Raw genomic sequence first — 21,743 nt, forward strand, 5'->3', positions numbered from 1 at the left:
TCACAAAAACACTTAATCAATAAAAGCTATATTTGTCCTCTTGTAGGACTAGGTCTAAGCGAGTATACCTACATTTTAGTTGAATCGATTCGAAAGAAAAAGAAACTAGCTTGCGCCAGTTTCCTTGTGATCCTATTCTTTTAATTCGACTTCCTAAAAAGAAAACCGCTAACAACAATTTCAAAAGTTATCAGGCAAGTCCATTTTTTTGAACACCCACGAATCTTGCTTTTTAGTACCCTTTCATCCAGACAGATTCTAATTGATTTCCGTCCGGATCAAGCACTTCAAAACCAAGCATTTCTTCCTCTGGAATCCCCATCTCTACTTGAAACGACTGTCCCCCATTGGCTTCAGCCGCTTTAGCAAAGTCTCGAGCTCCTTCAGGTGTATCAAAGCTAAATGCGATCAAGGCAGCATTCGTCTTTTGCGTATCCGCAATCTTTCTACCATTTAAAAACTGTTCATAAAACGCATATTCTGACAGCATCACCCAAATCGTCTCATTCCACATCATTCCACTTGATGTTTCATTCGAAAATTCTTCATTCTTGCTAAAGCCCAACGCTTCATAAAAACTAGTAGCTCGCTTGATATCTTGAACAGGCAAATTGATAAAAACCATCTTTCCCATGCTGTTTCCTCCTTTGACAAACCCGAGCGACATGTCATTGCTCCTTTATTATAAAGGGCCGATCCAGATATACAAAACAATCAATTTGAAGCTATTTTCACAAAAAATGCAGCGGCATTTTTCAGGATGACTCCTTTTCTCCATGCCAGCTGCATTGTTTCATATCGATTTTTCCGTTTGTTTTAAAGACGATCCCTTCTGCTAGCAGCCGCTGCTTTCGTTCTACGGCGGTAAAGCCCACAATCTCGCCGTCTGCTCGTACTACCCGATGGGCTGGTAATGACTCTGGGCAATATTTCATGGCGCGTCCTACAGCTCGTGCACCATTCAAGCGACCTAAAGCCCAAGCTATTTGGCTGTAAGAAGCCACTTTGCCATACGGAATCTTCTTTACGAAACGATACACCTCTTCATAAAATGGATTCATACCTATCAAGCAGCTCCTTTCAATCGTTAGCGAATTTGCTTGTTCGCTCAATGCACGATAACTTGCATGCCATAAAGGGCATGTTCATAAAACCATTTTGCATCTGCAACAGTCAAACGGATACACCCATGAGAATTGGCTTTTTGTCCTAGTTCTTCTGCTTCTTCTTCAATGTAATCTCCCGAAGCGTCAATCGGCACCGAATGAAACAAGTAGACGCCATGATCTTTCCAAGATACCCAATAGTTCGCTCCCTCGCCAGAAGATTCATTAAAAAAAGTTTCTCCTCTTTCAGCTTGAATGGAATAAGTTCCTGTAGGCGTTCTTCGGTCTCCTCCTGATCCGGTAGAGCAAACCATCGTATAAAGCACTCGATTCTTCCGCATGATCTTCACCCGCTGGTTTGCCAATGAGACATCGACCCAATCACCTTCTTGTAAAACAGGATAGGCTTTCTTCTCAGATGGATGACGCCAATCTGCGACGGCTACTTCTGTCGAAGAAGAATCCTCTGAGGATTTAGACGTTCCTGATCTCTCCTTTTTAGTAATTGCATTTTTTTTCGTAGGGATCGTTGCTTTTTTAGGAATGGTCTGTTTGGTCTGTTCTGTAGACTGGTTCGTCTGACCAGCGGCTACGTTATGTGATAGGCTGGCACTAACAATGAATAACAGCACAGCACTCACAAACATACCAATGGTTCTTTTAGGGTATCTTTCTTTCATTATTTCTATCCTTACTAAGCCGTCGAAAAATCTCTCAGGCACAATTTCCAGTTCATTTTACCAAAGCTGCTTCTAAAACGTGATTTTAATCAGCAGTGACAAAACAAGTTAACAGCAGATTTCGTTTCAGCGTCTCTTAAAAAACTCTTGATAAAATGATCCATTAGCAGTTTAACGCCTTTGTAACTAAAAAGCCAGTTAAAAATGAAAGAGTAGAACCAGCCTACAACATCGTGCAGCGCTTCAAACGGATGCGGACAGGCCTCATTCAATCGGGTGGTAACTAAACCCTCGTCCTAAAACTTCAGCTACATTGCTGGCAATTACAAATGCCTGCGGATCAATGCTTTCAATCAATTGTTTGATATCAGCAAATTCTTGATCGTTGACAACGATCAATAAAACTTGTTTCTCACTTCTTCGATGAACACCTTGTGCTTCTAACAAGGTTGCCCCTCTAGAAATTGCCGTTGCAATGGCCGCTTGAATCTCGTCAAGATGTTCCTCACTCATGATCATCACAGACTTCTTGCGGTCCATCCCGGTTTCGATATAATTCATCACGATCGAAGTAATCACAATCGAAAGAATCGCAAACAAAAATTCTTCAAACCCAAAAACCAGTAAACTCATTGTTACCACAACCGCATCTGTGGCTAAAAGCCCGATGGAAGGATTGATATGGAAATATTTCTGGAAGATCAGCGGCGGAATCGTAGTTCCGCCACTAGAAGAATTATTTTTATATAAAATAGCAACCCCAGCAGCAAAAATCGCACTCCCAAAAATAACAGACAGCAGACGATCACTGGCCAACATATATTCAGGCACTACGGCAATTGCTAACGGAAAAACTATGCTGCCGAACAGCACCTTGAAGAAAGGCGCTTTCCCCAAAAAAACATAGGCCAGAACCAACATCACACTGTTCAGAACCATGATCACAAGCGCACGGTCCCAGCCCAAAGCAGATTCCATCAAGATTCCAATGCCACTGACCCCTCCAGCTGCAATATGATGAGGACCTAAAAACATGTTGATGCTCACCGCTAGAATCACCAGTGCAGAGAGTATTTTACTATAAGTTATCAATTGCTTCATTGTCTTCCTCTTTTCTTTGATCATCCGAATAGAAGCTGTCATTTTTTCCGAGAACTTGTGCTTTTACTATACCCTCATCTCTGAGTTGAGACAAAATTTCTGTTCAGAAGACTGAAACTTTTTTTCTTATAGGATCAAGTACAGGTAAGAAAAATTTGCTCAAAGCTTGGTTGTTTAGGAACCTTTTGACTTGCGTTCTGACGTTCATTTTCTCACAGAATCGTTGGAAAAGAGAAGCATTTTTTTCAGCCTTCTCTGAAAATGATCATCTAGAATGCTGCTGCATTTCCATCTTTTTGCACTTGACTCTCTTTAGGGATTCCCTTATTATCAAGGTTAACGATTTTAAATCAGAATTTTCTGAATTTTTAGGCGAAATAAACAAAATGAGGAAGGATGAACCATTTGAAGACAAACAAACAAACCACTTGGTCTGGCGAACCCAACGAAGCAGCAATCCAACTGCTCCAGCAAGAAGGCAAAGTCATCGTTTGCCCCACTAAAGTAGGCTATATTATTGCCGTCTCTGACAAGAAAGGACTAGAACGCAAGTTTTCTGCCAAAAATCGCAAACGTAATAAGCCAGGAGTTGTATTATGCAGCTCATTGGAACAATTACAAGAATTAGCGGAATGGAACGATGAAATTGCGGCAGTTTACCAAAAATGTTGGGACAACGATGTTCTTTTTGGCGCGATCTTACCATGGAAAGAGTCTGGAAAAGCATATATTCCTGACGGATCGCAAGAATTGATGATGGATACCAGGGAAACGAGTTGTTTCGTCATCAAATTCGGCGTTCCTGGAGAACAAATCGCTAAAGCTCTTTGGGAGGAAAAGCAACAGCTATTGTTTGCCAGCTCAGCAAATCCTTCTGGTAAAGGCAATCGTGGTCTGGTGGAAGGAATTGGTGAACAAATCGCTAACGAAGCAGACCTCATCATTGAAAGCAATGACTATGTCGCTTCGATCCAACCAGATAAAACGATAGAGACCCGCTACGAACAAGGAGTCATGGTTTCTTTCGTAGATTCTGCTGGCAAATTGATTCCTCATCAAGGCTCTCAGCGATCGATCACCCCGGCGCCTGTATTGATTCGGAAGGGTTTAGCTGTAGATAAAATCCAACTGTTTTTGTCCGATCACTTCAATTCCTGGGACTATCGCCACGGCGAATACTACTAAGCAATTCATAGATTAGGACATCAGTCCAAGCATTCAACTAACCTTAGCTACGACTCTTCGACCGTAGCTGAGACTTTAGATCGAACTGCTTACAGCTGATGTCCTAATTTTTTGAGGGTAATTCTTGCATACAACAGCATTTTCCTTTCAATACTACTCTTCACAGATCAAATCATTTCTTTGATCGTCATGATAGCGTTCCAGATTTAATGATTCAGCTTACTGGTTACATCAGTCAGTCCCCTATGAAAACAGTCTCTTCCTAAAGAATAGAGCTACTATTTCTTGATGATCATCTGAATCGCTTGTTCCAGCTTCTGTGCTTGTTCTTGAGGATCTTTTTCTGGATTCTCGAAACAATCTTTCAAGTTCTCTGCAACAATCATGCCCATCACACGATCGATACTTGAACGTACCGCACTTAACTGAGTGATGATATCGATACATTCCTTCTCTTCTTCGATCATTTTTTGAACCCCACGAATCTGCCCTTCGGCACGTTTTAAACGATTCAGCACATTTTTTTGATCACTTCTTGTCTTATCCATCGTCTCACTCCTTTCCCATTAGAATATACCCTACAATGGTATAACGGTCAAACATTCTTTTCGTATCCGCAATGTTAATCAAATCAAATCATTGACAAATATAGAAAAACGGGGTTTAATATACCCCATACCGTATATAAAGGAGAATGTCTATGTTTTCATTGTTTCGTTCTGTCCCTTCCATCTCTATTCGTGATTTTTCCGCAGCACTGACTGCAAAAACGAAAGTTATTGATGTCCGGACGCCCTCTGAATACCGGGGTGGGCATATTCGAAATGCCGCCAATATCCCATTAAATAAAATCGCCCACTATTCAGGAAAAAAAGAACCGTTATATGTGATCTGTCAATCAGGCGTCCGCAGCAAACAAGCTGCCAAATTATTGATTAAAATGGGATATGATGCCACAACGATTCGCGGTGGCATGAATCAATGGCAAGGACCAATTCAAGGAGGAAAATAAAATGAAAGTACTGATTGTCGGTGGGGTCGCCGGAGGCATGTCTGCTGCAACTCGATTACGCCGCTTAATGGAAGATGCTGAAATCATTGTTCTAGAGAAAGGTCCTTATGTGTCCTTTGCGAACTGCGGCCTTCCTTACTTTATCGCAGGTGAAATTACTACTCGCGATCAATTACTACTGCAAACACCAGAGTCCTTAAAGGCACGTTTTGGTTTGGATGTTCGTCCAAATCAAGAAGTACTGGCTATTCACCCAGAACAAAAGACCGTGACTATCCATCGAGATTCTGAGACTTATGAAGAATCATATGACAAGTTGATTCTTGCTCCGGGAGCAAAAGCAATCATACCAAAAATCCCAGGATTAGACCGTGCCACAAACTGCCGTCAGTTACGAAACGTGCCGGATATGGATGCTATTTTGCAGAAAATCGATCAACATACCCGCCAAGCCGTCGTAGTCGGTGCCGGCTTTATTGGATTGGAAATGGCAGAAAGTCTGAAAAACCGTGGCTTAGAGGTCGCCGTCGTTGAGAAAGCATCGCAGGTTTTACCTTCGATGGATGAAGAAATGGCTGCCTATGTCAAAAATGAATTGATAGCGAAGGGAATCAAGGTCATTACGGGCCAATCCGCAGTTTCTTTTGAAGAAGAAGGGAAAAAAATTCGGTTAGAAGATGACACTGTACTGGACTCAGACCTGACATTATTGTCTATCGGGGTCCAACCAGAATCAAGATTAGCAGCGGAAGCTGGGATCACTACTGGTATTCGAGGAGGAATCCTTGTAGACGAAAACTACCAAACGTCGCAAAAAGACATTTACGCTGTCGGAGATGCTATTGTCACGAAACAACAATTAACTGGAGAAGATGCGCTGATTTCTTTAGCCTCACCAGCTAACCGGCAAGGTCGACAAGTCGCAGACGTGATCGCTGGTCTGCCAAGAAAAAACCGTGGCAATATTGGAACTGCTATCCTGCGAGTCTTTGGGCTTACAGCAGCCATGACCGGATTAAGCGAGAAAGCAGCAGTATCTGCGGGCTTGCAGCCAGCTGTGATTCATGTCAGCGGAAAAGATCATGCTGGCTATTACCCTGGTGCTAAAGATCTGCTATTGAAATTGATTTTTAATAAAGAGACAGGTACTCTCTATGGTGCTCAGGCCGTTGGACAGAGTGGCGTCGATAAACGAATGGATGTATTAGCCACAGCCATCAAAAGTGGATTGACGGCGGCAGATTTAACAGAACTGGAACTGAGTTATGCACCGCCTTTTGGTTCCGCCAAAGATCCAGTGAACCTGATCGGCTATGCGGCATTGAATCTAATCGAAGGGATCAGTGAATCAATCCAGTGGCATGAACTTTCTGCAGAATTAGCTGCCGGCAAACAATTACTAGATGTCCGCAATACAGCGGAAATGACTGGCCGCTTCAAAAACGCCCTGCATATTCCGCTGAATGAATTACGAGACCGACTGACTGAACTTGATCCGACTGCTTCTTATATCGTCAGCTGTCATAGCGGACTGCGAAGCTATTTAGCCGAACGGATTCTCAAACAATCTGGCTACGAGGCAAAAAATCTAGACGGGGCTTTTGCGCTTTATCAAACCGTCAGACCGGAGGAAATCATTCATGTATCGCTCGATCACAATGCCTGAATTTTATCAAGCAAGCAAACAACAGAAGTTCCACCTGATTGATGTCAGAGAAGTCGATGAATTTATCAGCGGCCATGTACCAAATGCGCAAAATAATCCGTTATCTCACTTCACTACTGCCAATTTGGAGAAAGACCTTGACTACTACGTGATTTGTCACTCAGGTGCTCGGTCAGAGCAAGCCTGTCACTATATGGACCAGCAAGGGTTCAAGGCGATCAATGTATTAGGCGGCACTTCTGCTTGGCCAGGTGAACTCGTTTAAAACACGTTACACCAAATAAAACCCAATGACCGCTACTTTGATCCAAGTAGCAGTCATTGGGTTTTGGTTTAAACTCGTCAGCTAACTATTCAAAAACAAATTGATTGTGGTAAAGTTCGGCATAAAACCCGTTTTCTGCCAATAATTCTTGATGGCTACCTTCTTCGATGACTTGCCCCTCCCGCAAGACAACGATTCGATCGGCATTCAAAATCGTCTTTAGACGATGGGCGATGACAAAACTGGTCCGTCCTTTGATGGCTTCATCCATTGCTTGCTGAATCTTCGCTTCCGTCACCGTATCAACATTACTGGTAGCTTCATCCAAAATCAATAAAGATGGATTGGTCAAAATCGTGCGAGCGATACTCATCAACTGCTTTTGCCCGGTACTGAATAGATTGTTTTCTTCCGTGATTGGTGTATCATACCCTTGTTCTAACGTCATGATAAATTCATGGATGTTGGCCTGTTTTGCTGCTGCAATAATCGCTTCCTCACTGGCATCCGGCTTACCAAAAGCAATATTTTCCCGAATCGTCCCAGAAAACAGTACCGAATCTTGCAACACGATCCCCACATGCTCCCGCAATGCATCTAAATCTAACTGTCGAATGTCCTGACCATCAAATGTTACTGAGCCATTCGTCACATCATAGAAGCGATTCAAAAGATTCATGATGGTTGTCTTTCCAGAACCAGTTGGTCCTACCAATGCCACCATTTCACCCTTTTTGACATGGATGGTGACATCTTTAAGGATTAAACGATCACTATCATAACCGAAATCAACATGATTCAATGCCACTTCTTGCTTGATACCAGTGATTTTTTCACCATTTGCCGGTTTTTCTTCATCCGGTTCATCAAACATCTCATTCAAACGACGGGCGCCAGTGATTGCCAATTGAATCATACTGTAACCAGAAGAAATCTGCATCAACGGTTGATAGTATTGTTGAGAATATTGAACGAAAGTCACCACAAGGCCTAGAGCAACTGAACGTTCCAAATCCCCATTCAATGCTAACCAACCACCAAAGAAAATCACGATCGCCGTGTTGACCAGCGACATTCCTTGCATCATTGGGAAAAGCAATCCTGAGTAAACTTGTCCTTTGTAAGTGGCTTCCCGAACACTTTGGTTGTGCTGCAAAAATCCATCAATCGTTTCTTCTTGAAGACCGTTGGTGATGATGATCCGTTGGCCGCTGATTTTTTCATCAATGTACCCGTTTAGTTTTCCTACTTCATCTTGCTGCAGATCGACATATTTGCGAGCTTTTTGGATCACAATGACTGCAATCAGGATGGCAATTGGTGTAGACGCAATCGTCGCCCAAGCTAATGTGACATTTTGTCGGAACATCATGATCAAAATCCCGATCATCAATACCACATTGGTCAATACTTGCAGCAATGCTTGATTCAAGCTGTTTTGAATGTTATCCAAATCGCTGGTAAAACGACTCAAAATTTCACCATCTTGATGGGAATCAAAAAATTTGATCGTCAATTTTTCCAATTTATTGAATAACCCGATTCGCATTCGATTGGTGGATTTCCCCACCACTTGCGTGAACAAGATACTATAAATAAAGTTTGCTCCACTTGCCAATACGTAAAACAGCAGTAACTTCCAGATGACAGATACGAATTTTGACTTGTCATCTACGCCTTGCATCAATCCACCAACATAATTCGCTAATTCCTGAAAGGCTTGCCCCACATAGACCGGTGCTTGGACTTGCAGATAAGTGGCTGCAATCACGGTAATGAAAATGAAAAAGAAAGAGAGTTTGTATCGTTTTAAATAGTGATAAAAAAACTTGCTTGCTTTGATCAAATCCGTCATAGTTATTCAGCTCCTTTCTGAGTCTCAAAAATTTCCTGATAAATTGGATTGTTGGCAGCTAACTCTTGATGGGTACCTACTCCAACCAGACGACCTTTATCCAACACCAGGATGCGGTCCGCATTCACAACAGAAGCAATTTTCTGTGCAATGATGATCGTGGTGGTAGCTTGCAGTTCTTTTTCAAAGGCTTCACGAACCAGTTTTTCCGAACGAGCATCCAATGCACTCGTACTATCATCTAGAATCAAGATTTTTGGTTCCCCGATGACACCTCGTGAAATAGACAGCCGTTGCTTTTGACCACCAGAAAAATTACTGCTTCGTTCCGCTACGGGTGCTTCAAAACGGTTCGTCAATTTTTGAATGAATTCACTTGCCTGCGCGATTTCTGTTGCATGGGTCATTTCAGGGACAGTGGCGTTCTTTTTGCCGTGGCGCAGATTTTGGGCAATGGTTCCGGAGAAAAGAATCGCTTTTTGTAGAACAAAGGAAACGGTTTGACGTAAGCTTTGCTCATTTACTTCTCGTAAATCGACGCCTCCAACTCGCACGGTTCCTTCTGTTGGATCAAACAAGCGCGGAATCAATTGAGCTAATGTCGATTTCCCTGCACCAGTTGCCCCGACGATCCCAATCATTTCTCCAGGAGCGATTGAAAAACTGATGTCTGTCAAAGCATTTTTCTCATCCCCAGGATAACGGAAAGAAACGTGCTCGAATGCCACACTGCCTGCTAATTCTTGCTGTGGAACATCTTTGTAGGACAAGTCTGGTTCGGTAACCAGAATTTCTTTCAATCGTTTGAGAGAGACCGCTGCCCGAGAAGTCATCATCATCATCATACCGCCGATAATGATCGCCATCATGATCTGCATCAAATAATTCATGAAAGAAGCGATTCCCCCGATCAATGTCGGATCGTCTTTTGCAAGGTCGCTGACAAAGAAGATCGCGCCTACGACCGCTAAGTTGGCTGCCAGCATAAAGGACGGAATCATCACAGAGAAAAGCGTACCAACGATGATGTTGTGTTTTGTTAGTTCGTCGCTGACTTTCGTGAAACTGTTCAATTGATTTTTTTCTTGAACAAATGATTTCACCACACGAATCCCTAAAAGATTTTCTTTTGCTGCACTATTGATTTTGTCGATCAAATTTTGAATGATCATGAAATGTTTGCCCATCTGTGTAAAAGAAAGACCAGTAATGATCACTACTGCAACGATCAATGCGACGATTACCCACCAAAGTTGAGGCATCGTGGTCATGGCTAAGATAAAGGCACCAATAAATAAGAAAGGAATCCGAAACAACGACTGCAAGGAGATCATCACTAAATTTTGGATTTGGGTGATGTCATTGGTCAGTCGAACCACCAGATTTCCTGCTGAGAATTTCTCGATATTACCAAACGAGAAAGTTTGGATTTTACGAAAGGCTTCTTCACGAATATCCGCACTGACTCCTTGCGCTACTTTGGCAGAGAAAATAGTATTGATGACCCCAGCCACCAGCCCAAACACGGCTAGACCGATCAATTGGACCCCAATCGATTTCATTTCATTATCGTCTTCTTTAATAATTGCTTCCAATACTTGTTGCAGCAGCTTCGGCTGCCATAACGTAGCCAGTACCATGACAGCTACAGAAACCAGCGCAATGAAGACAGCGCCTTTGTATTTCTTTACATGGCGTAAAACAAGATCCATCTTAAAACACACTCCTTTACAGTTTGACAGGCATTATTTAACACTGTAAAATAAAGCCGGACAATAATTTACCATTTTTAGAAAAATGTTGCAAGCGAACAAAGGATGATTTTTTTATGGAACAGAAGTTATCAAAAGAATCAATTATTCATGCGGCTTTTGCCTACCTAAAGGAAACATCTGACCTTTCTCAGTTAACCATGCGCAAATTGGCAAAAGTACTTTCTGTTCAAGCACCGGCATTGTATTGGTATTTCACGAACAAACAAGAGCTGTTGCAAGCGATGGCTGAAACGATGGAAAATGATCTGCCGGATGTCCCTGCGGGTAGCTGGCAAGAACAGTTGCAAACCTTTATGGCCAATTACTACGATCTCTATCTCCAATATCCCTGTGGTGCAGAACTAGAGATTCATACGATTCCTTCCTATCCTAGCCGACTGCTGCATTTAGAGCAAATGATCACTATATTGATCGAAGCCGGCTTCACTCCTGCCCAAAGCCGTCAAACCGTTCAGGCATTGCATCATCTCTTATTGGGACACTTACTCGATCGTCAAAAAGAAGAACAATTACGAGCAAAAATTGTAACTGGCGATGAAAAATTGCGGGCACATGTCTCTGCTATGCGCAGCTATGTTGTTGAGAATCATTTAAAAGGGATGGCAGAAGGCATCCAACAACGCAAACAAATCGACGAACGTCAAGTTTTTCTGGAGAGTATCGCGATTTATCTGGCTGGCTTACACAAGCGAAATACCTCTCTAAAATAAAAAAACGCCAACAAATCTCACTAAGTTTCCTTAAATCGCTTTCCGATTTCAAGGCACGAGGCTCGTTGGTGTTTTTGTTGCGTTTTTTAAAGCGTTGTTAGTTCTTCTTTTTGTTTTTTCGTCAATTTCTGATAAACCAGTTCATAAGAGGTCAAAATCAACTGTTCAATTTGTTCGTCTGTTACCTCATCCGCTGCTAGACGAATAGAATTCCAGTGGGTTTTATTGGCATAGTATCCGGGAATAATCGCCTTAGGGTATTGTTCACGTAATTCTTCATTGACTTCCGGTTTATTTTTCAACGTAATGATCGCATCATCATTCGCTTCAGGACTCATCATACCAAACTGTTTGCCGATTAGACCAAAATAAATCGTCCCCCAATCCTCACGATAGGCCACATTAGCACCTGCCAATGACTGACCGTAACTTTTCAGGCGATCGATTCGTTGTTGGATCTGATTATTCATTGCCATCCCTCCGGTTTGAAACTGATTTTTTCTTTAGTGTACCATATCTTAGAGGGTTTCTTTCATAAGCAAACTGTTGATTTAGATAAAAAAACAGACCCGCTAAGCGAGTCTGTGATACGTATGAATGTTTGGCTTGATTAATACCAACCGTTAGCTTCCCAGAATGCTTTTGCTGCAGACCATGAACCATAACGTGAAGCAACATAATTATCGGCTACTTTTTCTTGATTGGCCGCTGAATAGTCCCCATTCAAGTAAGAGTTAGTCACCTGATAACGTCCATAGTATTGGCCATTTGTTGCTGTATAAGAACCGCCAGATTCTTTGTTCGCGATCCATTCTTTAGCTGAAGCTTCTGAACTTGTTGCTGCAGAACTGCTTGATGCAGATGAGCTCGGGCTTGTTTGTTGGCTGCTGGCAGGTTGTGAAGCTGGTTCTTCATAAGTGACTGATGATTCTGCAGCTGCTGAAGAACGTTCATTTGTATAGCTGGCATCGTCTGTTGGTAAGACCAGTGTTTCACCAACATAGATCAAATTTTTGTTCGTAATGCCGTTTGCTTCAACAATTTTATCAACGGCTTCTGAGGTGCCAAAATAGTTATAGGCAATCGTAGATAGTGTATCCCCAGATTGCACCGTGTATTCTTCATCAGCAAACGCATCTTGTCCACCTAGAAACACACCCAGACCTGCAAGGACAGCTGTACTAAGCAAAACAGTTTTCAATGACTTCATAAAATAATTCTCCTCATCTTGTAGCGTTTATAGTCTGTCGCAGGAGAAATCTCCAACGCATAGACTAGTCTAACACCAGAGAATATTTCATAGGTGAAAATCTCGTTACAGATGATTACGAATGCGTCGAGTTCCTTACGTTTCGTAAGCGTCGCGTAATTCCTTTTGAATCAACAACGATTATCAACATAAAAATATAAATTAGTTATTTTATTTCAATAAAAGTGAATCCCCTCTTTTTTATTTATGAATTGTTACAAATTGGATGAATTTACACACAGTCGTAACAAAAAAAGCTGCAGCTGAACAGCGCGTTTCCATGAATGCTTGTTGCATCGACTGGAAGCAGGCGCTCACTTGCTGCAGCATCTTTCGCTGACACTTTATCTAACCGTTTTTTTCACTGGAATCAACTTATTCATCACAATAGCAGCAATCGCACTTAACGCAATCGGTGAATCCAATAAGTATTGTAGAAATTGCGGAGTTTCTTGTTTGATCTCAGCCGGCATGAACAAAAGACCGATCGCTAAGATTAGCGGAACACCAATAATATAGAGTTCACGTTCAGAAAACTCTTCATTCTTGATCACTCGAAAGCCGCTAAGCAAAATGATCACACAGACAACTGCGAAGACACCACCGATTACCGCTGAAGGTACGGCATGGATCAATGCTGATAACTTGCCGACAAATGACAAGAGGATGAACCAGCAGGAAGCCATCACAAAGACTTTTTTACTGGCAACCCCAGTAATGGAAATGATACCGGCATTTGTTGAATACCCCGTCACTGGTGTCGTTCCTACTAAAGCAGCCACCAGGCAACCGATTCCTTCACCAATGACTCCTTTATTGATTTGTTCATCTGTCACAGCTTCCTCAGTGACAGAGCTGACGGCATACCAAGTTCCTGTTGTTTCTGCTAGTAATACCATATAAATCACCAGCATCGTCAAAATAGCTGAAACATCAAAATGAAGACCATAATTGACGAAAATAAGTTTTGGCAAACTGAAAAATGAAGCATCCGCAACAGACTGGAAGTCTACGCCGCCCATGAACCAAGCAATCAGCGTCCCGATCATTAAGGCAATAATCACCGAGCTAATCCGGAAATATTTACCTAAACGAGGGAAGTAATCACCTAACATCGAGAATAAAATCAAAATTGCTGCTGTCACTGCAGCCAAAAACATGTTCTGATTAGCCGATAATGTCTCAGTAGCTGGATAAATGTTGCTGGTAAAAGCTGTAGGTAACAATGTCAGTCCAACGATCATGATGATCGTGCCACTGACGATCGTGGGAATAAAGTTGCGGACAATATACTTATAGATCCCTGTCATCCCTAAAAGAATAACAGCCAATGCCCCGACAATACTAGCTCCTAAGACAGTATCCATACCTTGCGCTCCAAAATAGATACCAATGATTGCGCCTACTGGTACAAAGGACGGCCCTTGACAGACGGGCAATTTCAAGAAAAAGAGAACTTGGATCAGCGAAGCAATCCCAGCACCTAAAAAGGTGGATTGGATCAGCCCGGCTGCATCCGACGAGCTCATGGCAACAGCAGTTGCAATAATAAAGGGTGGGACATACACATCCATTGCCAACACGTGTTGTAAGCCAAGAACAATGGCTTGTCCTAAAGGTATATCTTCATTCATTCCGATCGTTAAACGATTACTTCTGGTTTCCACAGTATCAATCTCCTCATTTTTCATGTACTTTTTTTCCTTGCACCCAGACCTGACGAATGTTTTCAGCCGTTGCTAGATACAAAATCTTTTGTAATTGTTCTTTCGGTTGGTTCAGTACACCAAAAGCTGGCAATGGATTACCAGAATAACAAGTATCGATCACTTGAAGGTCGCAAGCGTAGCCTTCCTTGATAAGACCAATCGGTAGTCGTAGCGCTTCGCCCCCTCCTTTTGTCGCCAATGAAAAAGCGTCGATGACTGAGATACGCGCATTCGCAACACCTCGATTCGTTTGGGGCAATGTAACATCCACACCGTCTTCTAACATGCGGGAAGACATAACAGCTTGCTTGATATTGTCATACAAACTTGGAGAAAAGCCGCCAGAGATATCTGTGCCTAGTCCAATCGTTACGCCTTGTTCTTTAAGCCGATTGATAGGGATCACACCATTGGCAAAGTACGCATTGGAAATCGGGCAGTGAGCAACAGCAGTCCCTGTTTCCACAAAGATCTCACCATCTTTTTCATCGATAAAATTACAATGAGCCATCACAGCTTTTTCTCCCAGTAAGCCAAAATCCCGCAAGACTTCTGTGTCGGTTTTACCAAATCGTTCCAAGACGTGATCGTGTTCCCATTGGCCTTCACTGCAATGGGATTGTACATGGACATCGTATTTTTGTGCGAGTTGTCCTAACCCAGCCAGACCTTCATCCGTGCAGCTTGGGACGAATCGTGGTGTCACTACTGGATAGACTCCTTGACGTGTCGTTTTTGCCAACTTTTGGACTTCTTTAATGAAGGTTTCGGTCTCTGCTAGTGCCGTAGCAGTTGAGGCATCTCGATAAAAATCTGGGTTCGCGTCGGGATCATCCATGACTACTTTCCCCACTAGCCCTCGTTGACCCTTCTCAGCACAAATCTTGGCTAATTGTAAACTTGCTTCCAAATGAACGGTCGCAAAATAAAGAACCGTCGTTGTTCCTCGAGCCAGTAGTTGCGCAACTAAATCTTGGTACACTTCTGAAGCAAAACTTGAGTCCGCGTATTTTGCTTCCAACGGGAAGGTACACTCATCTAGCCATACATTCAACGGCTCATCCAATGCAACTCCTGCTTGCGGCCATTGGGGTGCATGAACGTGCAAGTCGACGAATCCCGGTAAAAAATACTGTCCCTTCTGCAATTCAACTAGCATTCCTTGTTTGGCAGCTGCCAGCATTTCTGGATAGTCTGATTGTTCTGTTGTGACCACCCTTTCGATCATCCCTTCAGCATCCACGCAAATGAGGACATCCTCTAAGTATTCCAGCACGCCATCTGTGGGTGTATGAAATACAGAACCTTTAAAATATTTTGTTATTGACATAAGTTTTCTCCTTTAACAAACTGCATCAGACTGCTGCTTTGACATTAGCAGTTTTCATTAAAATAAGCATCAATGGTTTTATTTTACATTCATTCGGATTTTTTTCAATAAAAACCGTACATTAATCCTGACAAAAAGAATCTAATGTTCGTTTTTAAGGCAAAAAAAGACATTTGGTGTGTTCACCAAATGTCTTTCCTTCACTTAAAGCTGAATTGTCGTACCACTATTGCCAGCTAAAGTTTCCGCCGCTTTTTCCAATGAAGCGATCACTGCTTGACGCCCATCCTTGGAAGCAGCAAATGCGATCGCTGCTTCCACTTTTGGCAACATACTACCAGGTGCAAATTGATTTTGGTCAATGTACGTTTGCATTTCAGCGACAGTGGCTGTTGTCAATCCTCGTTGATCTGGTTGACCATAGTTGACAAAGACTTGGTCAACAGCGGTTAAGATAATAAAGATATCCGCATCGATCAGTGCCGCCATCTTGGCTGCAGCAAAGTCTTTGTCAATCACCGCGTCAACTCCTTTATAGCGAGTGCCTTCATAAACCACTGGTATGCCGCCTCCGCCACATGCAATCACCACTTGACCTGCATCTACTAATGTTTTTAGACTGATTTTTTCATAAATGTCCACTGGTTTAGGAGAAGGAACGACCCGACGCCAACCTCGGCCTGCATCTTCTATATAAGTGTCGCCGCTTTCAGTCATTAATTGCTGAGCCTTAGCTTCACTATAGTAGCCACCGATTGGTTTCGTTGGATTCGTAAAAGCTGGATCAGCTGGATCGACCACCACTTGCGTCAACATGGAAACGACCGGAATATTTTCCAACCCGCGAGAAACAAGCTCTTCATCAATCGCTTGTTGCAAATGGTAACCGATGTACCCTTGACTCATAGCTGTGCATTCAGGAAATGGCATGACGTCTTCTTGCGTTTTGCTGGTTTCCTCAAATGCTAAGCGAATTTTGCCAACTTGAGGACCATTCCCGTGAGCAATCACCACGTGATGGCCGTCACTGATTAGATCAGCAATCGATTTTGCTGCCACTTGGGCTTTGGTCAATTGTTCGTGCGCAGAGTCGCCTAAAGCATTTCCGCCTAAAGCGATGACAATTTTTGACATACGTCTCCTCCTATCTTTGCGGTTGTTGTTGCGTGATACAGTGAATATTCCCGCCACCGTATACGATCTCAACTGTATTTACGCCCACAACTTCTTTATCTGGGAAAATCTCTGCTATTTCTTCAAGTGCCCGCGCATCATTTTCGTCTCCGTATTGAGGAACGATCACACCATTGTTTGTAATTAGAAAGTTCATATAAGAAGCAATACAAATGTCGCCATCTTCTCGCGGCATGGTTCCTTCTACGTAATCAATCTTGAAATCCCCATTGATCGTGACATTTTCTACTGGGCAGCAAAGCTTATGAACTTTTAATTTGCGGCCTTTGGCATCGGTCATTTCATTCAAACGCTTGTATGCAGCTTGAGCCGCTTCATAAAATGGGCTGTTTTTATCTTCAGTATAGATACAAGCCACTTCTCCAGGACGTACAAAACATGCCACGTCATCCACATGTCCATTGGTTTCTTCCGGATCGATCCCGTCAGCTAACCAAAGGACCTTCTCACAGTTCAAGTAGTCGCATAATTTTTGTTCGATTTCTGCTTTTGTCATATGGGGGTTCCGGCCATCACTCAACAAACACATCTCCGTCGTTAACACAGTGCCTTCCCCATCGACATGGAAGGATCCCCCTTCTAAAATAAACCCTTCCGTCCGATAAGAATCCACATGCTCGATCTCACAGATCTTTTGAGCAACTAAATCATCTTGATCCCAAGGAAAATACAAGCCATCGACTAATCCGCCCCAAGCATTAAATCCCCAGTCATTGCCTCGTAATTCGCCTTTGTCGTTGATGACAAAGCTAGGACCACAGTCACGAATCCATGCATCGTTATTGGACATTTCATAGACAGTGATGTCTGCAGGCAATTGACGACGGCAATTTTGATATTGTTGTTGCGACACGACCACATTCATTGGCGTGAATTTGCTGATCGCTTTTGCGACTTCAGCAAATGCTTCTTGAGCTGGTTTGCCCCCATCACGCCAGTTATCCGGGCGCTCTGGCCAAATCATCCATACTTTCTCTTGTGGTTCAAACTCTCCGGGCATTCTAAACCCGTCTTGTTTCGGTGTGGTCTTTTCGATTCGTTTCGCCATGATACAGCACTCCTTCTTTTTTGATTTTTTTGATCCAGATAATGGCTTCACCAACGAGGGCAAATACAATTGCTCCAATCGTGATTGGTAATTGCTGACTCAGTGACTCAGCGTCAAATTGCAAAGGAAGCGCTGTGAAAATCAATGAGATCACGATCATGATCATCGGTAGTGCGACTAATACCTTCAAGAACAAATCGCTGCCGCTCACCTTGAAAGGTCGAGGTGTGTCTGGATCAATTTTACGTAATTTATAAAACGCAGGAAACACAGGGACATACGATAGTAGGAACATTACTAGGTTCAGTGAGAAAAATGCCCAGAATAAATCTTGATTTGGTAAAATTGGGGCGATGACGACGACGATAGAAGCAACGATACCATTCATAATTGCCGCACCAGTAGGCATGCCATTTTTTTTGCTGCGTTTGGCAAATACTTTCGGCATATCGCCATTTTCGGCCGCATAGCAAGCAGTATTATTGACCCCTAACGACCAAGAAATCATGTTGCCAAACAATGTCAGCAAGAACAAAAAGGCCATCGAAATAATGAACCAGCCGCCTGTTGATCCTGTCAATAATTTAAAACTATCCATCAATCCACTGCCGGTACTGATTTGATCCGTAGGAATCGCTACACCGATCCCGAAAGCAGAAAAAATGTAAATGGCGGCAATCACCAGTCCACCGGCAATGATCGATTGAGGAATTTGCTTCTTAGGGTTTTCCATGTCACTTGCAAATGTACAAATCACTTCGAATCCTAATAAGTTAAAAATGATTACCGAGATAAAAGACAAACTATTCAAATTGAAGCTTGGCAGCATCGAAGAAAGAGTGAACTCATTCGCAACACCTTTGGTAAGGGCCGTATAGAGACCTAAGCCACCAATCAAGATTGCTAACAGCATCTTGATCACTGCTGCCCCATTCAAAATCCACACACTGTCACTGACCGGATAAAAACTGATCCAAACGATGACCCATATAAAAATCAGTTCGATCACGATAGCAGCCACCGTGGAAAATTCACGACCTGTGATAGTCGTCAACAAGTCAGGACAGACTACGGCTAGAGAGGCTAACCATAATGGATAATTGATCCAGTAGTACCAAGAAACCCGAGAACCCCAGCGATGACCGAAAGCTTGTGTCACCCAATCATAAATACCGCCATCACCAATATACGTTGTTCCTAATTCTGATGAGATTAACCCATAGGGCAAAAGGAACGCAACCAATAGAAAGATCCACCAAAAAAACTGTGAATTTCCGATTGCTGCTACCGGTGCAGCCGCTTCTGCCACAAATACAACACAAATAACCGATAAGATGGCACTCATCAAACTAAATTTTTTCTTTTCTCCCATTGTTTTCTTCCTTTCCGGTACAAGGGAATAAGGGTTGACCAACGATTGAAGGATTCTTGCAACTAGCGGATTTCTCTCTTGTGAATCCCAGTTCAGCACATAAGCTGCGACATTATTAGAACGAGCTTCCGCTCAAAAGAATCTATTCGCAGTTCGTTGGCCCCTCCTCAAGAACCAAAACAGTCTTCACGCATCCCCTTGATACGCAGACTATTTCCTTTCCTCATCTCTTGCGTCTAGTTTCATCTAACAAAACTTCCAAGTCTTTTTCAGCCGCTGCTTTTTTGGTCTCGTCGATTGGATTTTTATCCGCATAATCCCGCATCAAGTACACTAAGAGACCGCGAATCGACGTTAACCGGTTTTCTGCTTCATCAAAACAGATCGAGTTTGGTCCATCCATGACCTCATCCGTGACTTCTTCTCCACGAGTGGCAGGTAAGCAGTGCATAAATTTCGCTTGTTCACCAGCGCGTTTCATCAAGTCAGCGTTCACTTGGTATTTAGGGTAAAAAATACGCATGCGTTCCTCTTCTGATAATTCTGCTTCATACAGTCCATACCAAACATCTGTATAAACAAAATCCGAACCTTCGATCACATCGATTTGATCTGATATCGTATAGGAACCGCCAGAATCTTTACAAATCGCGTCTAATCGTGCGCGATGGTCTTCGTTTAACTGGAACCCTTCTGGACCAAATTGAACGAATTCCATCCCCATTTTTGTTGCAATCAATCCTAAAGAGAAACAGACTTGTGTGGCATCACCAATAAAGGAAATCTTGCAGTCTTCGATTTTTTTGCCTGCTGGAAGATGTTCGATCATGGTGCAAAGATCGCCAAGTTCCTGCGTTGGATGGTTGAAGTCAGACATACCATTAATAACTGGGATCGTGGCATTCGTTGCTAAGTCATACACACTATGATGCCGTTCCACGCGAGCCATCAAAATGTCAACTAAACGAGAAAGAACACGGCTTGTGTCTTCTATCGTTTCATGACCACCCAATTGAATTTGTCCTGGTGCGAGATATTCTGCATGCCCTCCTAATTGTGTCATTGCTGTTTCAAAAGAAACCCGCGTTCTGGTAGATGATTGTTGGAAAATCATCCCTAATACTTTGTTCTTTAGTAAAGGGGGGTAATAACCATTTTTGATGGCCGCTTTGATTTTCAATGACAGGTCAACGATTTGTTGGATCTCCTCCTTCGTGTAATTTTCCGTTGTAATAAAATCTCTTTTTCCCATAATGAAACCTCCTAAGTGATTTGTTTGCTTTTGCATCTTCACTTTAGGTAAAAAAGGCGGAGTTTACGATAAGCTATTAGTTGTAAACGTTATCACACTTATTCTATACTTGCTGAGGACAAGTTTATTTTTGGATATAAACCAGTTATTTTCCAAGGGTTTACAAAAGTTTAGAGGAAAGTTTAGCGGAATTAAAAGTAAAGAAAAAACAAATGGTGTTATAATTAGGATAAGAAAATTGGTGTAAGAAAAATTGAAAGGGGATTCAATATGATAGCTATTTTTATATACAATATTTTATTGATCATTCTATATTCAATCACGATGACTTTTGCTATTTATTCTTACTTAAAAGAAAAAAACAAATTATTTCTTTGGATTAGTTTGTATCTGGCATTCTTTATTTTTGACAATACAATTATTTATATGACGGAATTTCTCAATTCCTTTGCCCAAAGTTATGATCAGGCATTTATGAGTGCACCAGCAGTTAAAACTATTATATTTATGGGAAATGCCTTTTTCTCCATTTCTATTCTTGCCGAACTACGCAAAGAAAAACTCTCTCCCCTCCATTATACGCTATTGATCGTTTTGGCCATTTGGATGATTACGACCCCACTGATGGAAAACTCAGCATTTAAAGTTTGGCTCTATTATCTTGGTAATCAACTCTTCCTTTTTTATCTAGGAATTTATTGTTGGCAAGGGACCAAAAAGAAGCTCCCTCTACTGAACAAACACTATTTAAAACAGTTGATGATCATCAATCTCTTCTTTAGTATTTTGATCATAATTGAAGATAGCTTCGTGATTTTCAATGTCGACCAGTACAGCTCGTTAGCGACAAAGATTTATAATCGCAGTATTTCAGAGGATATCTTTTCGATTGTTGTTTGTATATTATTACTGCACTTCTTTATCAAAGAACGCCAACCACAGGAAGAAAAACCGCAAGAGCAAGACGCCTCTCTCTTGATTCAAAACTTTTGCCGTATTCATCAGTTTACCCAACGAGAAACGGAAATCTTTGCGTTGCTGTTGTCCCATCAAACCAATCAGGAAATCGCCGATCAGCTCTTTCTTTCATTGGGAACGGTCAAAACCCATGTTCATAACATTTTTATCAAACTTGAGATAAAAAAACGCACGCAAATTATGATTCTTTTTGAAAAGTACAAAGAGACCCATGAGGCAGCTGCCTAAAAAAGACCTGGAAGGATCGCTTCCAGGT

At 42.2% G+C, this 21,743-nt stretch carries 21 protein-coding genes; 6 read left to right on the forward strand and 15 right to left on the reverse strand.

The features are described from left to right. Positions 1-232: 232 nt before the first annotated feature. From IGJ45_RS12555 to IGJ45_RS12570, 4 genes are all read right to left on the reverse strand, one after another. Positions 233-634 carry a VOC family protein gene (locus IGJ45_RS12555; protein ID WP_003125651.1) on the reverse strand — a complete coding sequence of 134 codons (402 nt, stop codon included), beginning with the start codon at positions 632-634 and terminating at the stop codon, positions 233-235. 121 nt (positions 635-755) lie between these two features. After that, the gene (locus IGJ45_RS12560) at positions 756-1,061 is read right to left on the reverse strand and encodes an MGMT family protein (protein WP_003125650.1); all 306 of its coding nucleotides are present in this window, start codon (positions 1,059-1,061) and stop codon (positions 756-758) included. 47 nt (positions 1,062-1,108) lie between these two features. Further along, positions 1,109-1,786, reverse strand: coding sequence for a L,D-transpeptidase (locus IGJ45_RS12565; RefSeq protein WP_050762645.1), 678 nt, complete (start codon positions 1,784-1,786; stop codon positions 1,109-1,111). 264 nt (positions 1,787-2,050) lie between these two features. After that, the gene (locus IGJ45_RS12570) at positions 2,051-2,887 is read right to left on the reverse strand and encodes a YitT family protein (protein ID WP_029486479.1); all 837 of its coding nucleotides are present in this window, start codon (positions 2,885-2,887) and stop codon (positions 2,051-2,053) included. A gap of 396 nt (positions 2,888-3,283) precedes the next feature. Here IGJ45_RS12570 and IGJ45_RS12575 point away from each other — a divergent pair, with 396 nt between their 5' ends. Then, the gene (locus IGJ45_RS12575; protein ID WP_003125646.1) at positions 3,284-4,072 is read left to right on the forward strand and encodes an L-threonylcarbamoyladenylate synthase; all 789 of its coding nucleotides are present in this window, start codon (positions 3,284-3,286) and stop codon (positions 4,070-4,072) included. 278 nt (positions 4,073-4,350) lie between these two features. Here IGJ45_RS12575 and IGJ45_RS12580 read toward each other — a convergent pair whose 3' ends face one another. Continuing rightward, positions 4,351-4,620, reverse strand: a complete 270-nt coding sequence (locus tag IGJ45_RS12580; RefSeq protein ID WP_003125645.1) for a metal-sensitive transcriptional regulator — start codon at positions 4,618-4,620, stop codon at positions 4,351-4,353. 152 nt (positions 4,621-4,772) lie between these two features. Here IGJ45_RS12580 and IGJ45_RS12585 point away from each other — a divergent pair, with 152 nt between their 5' ends. From IGJ45_RS12585 to IGJ45_RS12595, 3 genes are read left to right on the forward strand one after another with little or no spacing between them, the layout of a single operon-like run. Then, complete coding sequence (locus IGJ45_RS12585) at positions 4,773-5,084, forward strand: rhodanese-like domain-containing protein (RefSeq protein WP_171917265.1); 312 nt, start codon at positions 4,773-4,775, stop codon at positions 5,082-5,084. Between the two features lies 1 nt (position 5,085). Further along, on the forward strand, positions 5,086-6,750 hold the full coding sequence (locus tag IGJ45_RS12590) for an FAD-dependent oxidoreductase (protein ID WP_409531697.1): 1,665 nt from the start codon (positions 5,086-5,088) through the stop codon (positions 6,748-6,750). Next, complete coding sequence (locus IGJ45_RS12595) at positions 6,725-7,015, forward strand: rhodanese-like domain-containing protein (protein ID WP_003125640.1); 291 nt, start codon at positions 6,725-6,727, stop codon at positions 7,013-7,015. The genes IGJ45_RS12590 and IGJ45_RS12595 overlap by 26 nt, the downstream gene beginning before the upstream one ends. Before the next feature lie 85 nt (positions 7,016-7,100). On the opposite strand, the gene IGJ45_RS12600 is transcribed toward IGJ45_RS12595, so the two are convergent. Then, positions 7,101-8,870 (reverse strand): ABC transporter ATP-binding protein, encoded by a 1,770-nt coding sequence (locus tag IGJ45_RS12600; protein ID WP_003125639.1) that lies wholly within the window; start codon positions 8,868-8,870, stop codon positions 7,101-7,103. Positions 8,871-8,872: 2 nt separating this feature from the next. Then, positions 8,873-10,582 carry an ABC transporter ATP-binding protein gene (locus tag IGJ45_RS12605; protein ID WP_005470568.1) on the reverse strand — a complete coding sequence of 570 codons (1,710 nt, stop codon included), beginning with the start codon at positions 10,580-10,582 and terminating at the stop codon, positions 8,873-8,875. Positions 10,583-10,698: 116 nt separating this feature from the next. Between IGJ45_RS12605 and IGJ45_RS12610 the strand changes: the two genes are divergently transcribed. Continuing rightward, positions 10,699-11,355 (forward strand): TetR/AcrR family transcriptional regulator C-terminal domain-containing protein, encoded by a 657-nt coding sequence (locus tag IGJ45_RS12610; protein WP_103300245.1) that lies wholly within the window; start codon positions 10,699-10,701, stop codon positions 11,353-11,355. 86 nt (positions 11,356-11,441) lie between these two features. Here the strand turns inward: IGJ45_RS12610 and IGJ45_RS12615 are convergent, their stop codons facing one another. The 8 genes from IGJ45_RS12615 to ptcA form a co-directional block, all read right to left on the reverse strand. After that, positions 11,442-11,825, reverse strand: coding sequence for an MmcQ/YjbR family DNA-binding protein (locus IGJ45_RS12615; protein WP_103300244.1), 384 nt, complete (start codon positions 11,823-11,825; stop codon positions 11,442-11,444). A 140-nt stretch (positions 11,826-11,965) separates the two neighbouring features. Continuing rightward, a complete protein-coding gene (locus IGJ45_RS12620; RefSeq protein ID WP_349703639.1) occupies positions 11,966-12,565 on the reverse strand; it encodes a LysM peptidoglycan-binding domain-containing protein in 600 nt (199 codons plus the stop codon). 383 nt (positions 12,566-12,948) lie between these two features. Beyond that, positions 12,949-14,238: a uracil-xanthine permease family protein gene (locus IGJ45_RS12625; RefSeq protein WP_172461439.1), complete on the reverse strand. Its 1,290-nt coding sequence runs from the start codon at positions 14,236-14,238 to the stop codon at positions 12,949-12,951. 46 nt (positions 14,239-14,284) lie between these two features. Next, positions 14,285-15,643, reverse strand: coding sequence for a guanine deaminase (guaD, locus tag IGJ45_RS12630; RefSeq protein WP_081132130.1), 1,359 nt, complete (start codon positions 15,641-15,643; stop codon positions 14,285-14,287). Between the two features lie 204 nt (positions 15,644-15,847). Beyond that, positions 15,848-16,777: a carbamate kinase gene (gene arcC, locus IGJ45_RS12635; RefSeq protein ID WP_103300242.1), complete on the reverse strand. Its 930-nt coding sequence runs from the start codon at positions 16,775-16,777 to the stop codon at positions 15,848-15,850. 10 nt (positions 16,778-16,787) lie between these two features. Further along, entirely contained in the window at positions 16,788-17,885 is a 1,098-nt protein-coding gene (aguA, locus tag IGJ45_RS12640) for an agmatine deiminase (protein WP_081132132.1), read from the reverse strand. Further along, positions 17,839-19,257 (reverse strand): APC family permease, encoded by a 1,419-nt coding sequence (locus IGJ45_RS12645; RefSeq protein ID WP_029486475.1) that lies wholly within the window; start codon positions 19,255-19,257, stop codon positions 17,839-17,841. Before IGJ45_RS12645 ends, aguA begins: the two co-directional genes overlap by 47 nt. A gap of 223 nt (positions 19,258-19,480) precedes the next feature. Further along, the gene (gene ptcA, locus IGJ45_RS12650) at positions 19,481-20,509 is read right to left on the reverse strand and encodes a putrescine carbamoyltransferase (RefSeq protein ID WP_176332949.1); all 1,029 of its coding nucleotides are present in this window, start codon (positions 20,507-20,509) and stop codon (positions 19,481-19,483) included. 270 nt (positions 20,510-20,779) lie between these two features. Between ptcA and IGJ45_RS12655 the strand changes: the two genes are divergently transcribed. Beyond that, positions 20,780-21,715, forward strand: a complete 936-nt coding sequence (locus tag IGJ45_RS12655) for a response regulator transcription factor (RefSeq protein WP_155853053.1) — start codon at positions 20,780-20,782, stop codon at positions 21,713-21,715. Positions 21,716-21,743: the final 28 nt, after the last annotated feature.

This window comes from Enterococcus sp. DIV0574, assembly GCF_051711125.1.
GTDB lineage: Bacteria > Bacillota > Bacilli > Lactobacillales > Enterococcaceae > Enterococcus_D > Enterococcus_D gallinarum.

Excerpts from the sequence above, each read along its gene's own strand:
- IGJ45_RS12585 (WP_171917265.1), top strand. The coding sequence starts at position 4,773 with ATGTTTTCATTGTTTCGTTCTGTCCCTTCCATCTCTATTCGTGATTTT.
- IGJ45_RS12655 (WP_155853053.1), top strand. The coding sequence starts at position 20,780 with ATGATAGCTATTTTTATATACAATATTTTATTGATCATTCTATATTCA.
- aguA (WP_081132132.1), bottom strand. The coding sequence starts at position 17,885 with ATGGCGAAACGAATCGAAAAGACCACACCGAAACAAGACGGGTTTAGA.
- IGJ45_RS12565 (WP_050762645.1), bottom strand. The coding sequence starts at position 1,786 with ATGAAAGAAAGATACCCTAAAAGAACCATTGGTATGTTTGTGAGTGCT.
- IGJ45_RS12575 (WP_003125646.1), top strand. The coding sequence starts at position 3,284 with ATGAACCATTTGAAGACAAACAAACAAACCACTTGGTCTGGCGAACCC.
- IGJ45_RS12625 (WP_172461439.1), bottom strand. The coding sequence starts at position 14,238 with ATGAATGAAGATATACCTTTAGGACAAGCCATTGTTCTTGGCTTACAA.
- IGJ45_RS12580 (WP_003125645.1), bottom strand. The coding sequence starts at position 4,620 with ATGGATAAGACAAGAAGTGATCAAAAAAATGTGCTGAATCGTTTAAAA.
- IGJ45_RS12620 (WP_349703639.1), bottom strand. The coding sequence starts at position 12,565 with ATGAAGTCATTGAAAACTGTTTTGCTTAGTACAGCTGTCCTTGCAGGT.
- IGJ45_RS12610 (WP_103300245.1), top strand. The coding sequence starts at position 10,699 with ATGGAACAGAAGTTATCAAAAGAATCAATTATTCATGCGGCTTTTGCC.
- IGJ45_RS12645 (WP_029486475.1), bottom strand. The coding sequence starts at position 19,257 with ATGGGAGAAAAGAAAAAATTTAGTTTGATGAGTGCCATCTTATCGGTT.
- ptcA (WP_176332949.1), bottom strand. The coding sequence starts at position 20,509 with ATGGGAAAAAGAGATTTTATTACAACGGAAAATTACACGAAGGAGGAG.
- IGJ45_RS12570 (WP_029486479.1), bottom strand. The coding sequence starts at position 2,887 with ATGAAGCAATTGATAACTTATAGTAAAATACTCTCTGCACTGGTGATT.
- IGJ45_RS12605 (WP_005470568.1), bottom strand. The coding sequence starts at position 10,582 with ATGGATCTTGTTTTACGCCATGTAAAGAAATACAAAGGCGCTGTCTTC.
- IGJ45_RS12615 (WP_103300244.1), bottom strand. The coding sequence starts at position 11,825 with ATGAATAATCAGATCCAACAACGAATCGATCGCCTGAAAAGTTACGGT.
- arcC (WP_103300242.1), bottom strand. The coding sequence starts at position 16,777 with ATGTCAAAAATTGTCATCGCTTTAGGCGGAAATGCTTTAGGCGACTCT.
- IGJ45_RS12595 (WP_003125640.1), top strand. The coding sequence starts at position 6,725 with ATGTATCGCTCGATCACAATGCCTGAATTTTATCAAGCAAGCAAACAA.
- IGJ45_RS12560 (WP_003125650.1), bottom strand. The coding sequence starts at position 1,061 with ATGAATCCATTTTATGAAGAGGTGTATCGTTTCGTAAAGAAGATTCCG.
- IGJ45_RS12555 (WP_003125651.1), bottom strand. The coding sequence starts at position 634 with ATGGGAAAGATGGTTTTTATCAATTTGCCTGTTCAAGATATCAAGCGA.
- IGJ45_RS12590 (WP_409531697.1), top strand. The coding sequence starts at position 5,086 with ATGAAAGTACTGATTGTCGGTGGGGTCGCCGGAGGCATGTCTGCTGCA.
- IGJ45_RS12600 (WP_003125639.1), bottom strand. The coding sequence starts at position 8,870 with ATGACGGATTTGATCAAAGCAAGCAAGTTTTTTTATCACTATTTAAAA.
- guaD (WP_081132130.1), bottom strand. The coding sequence starts at position 15,643 with ATGTCAATAACAAAATATTTTAAAGGTTCTGTATTTCATACACCCACA.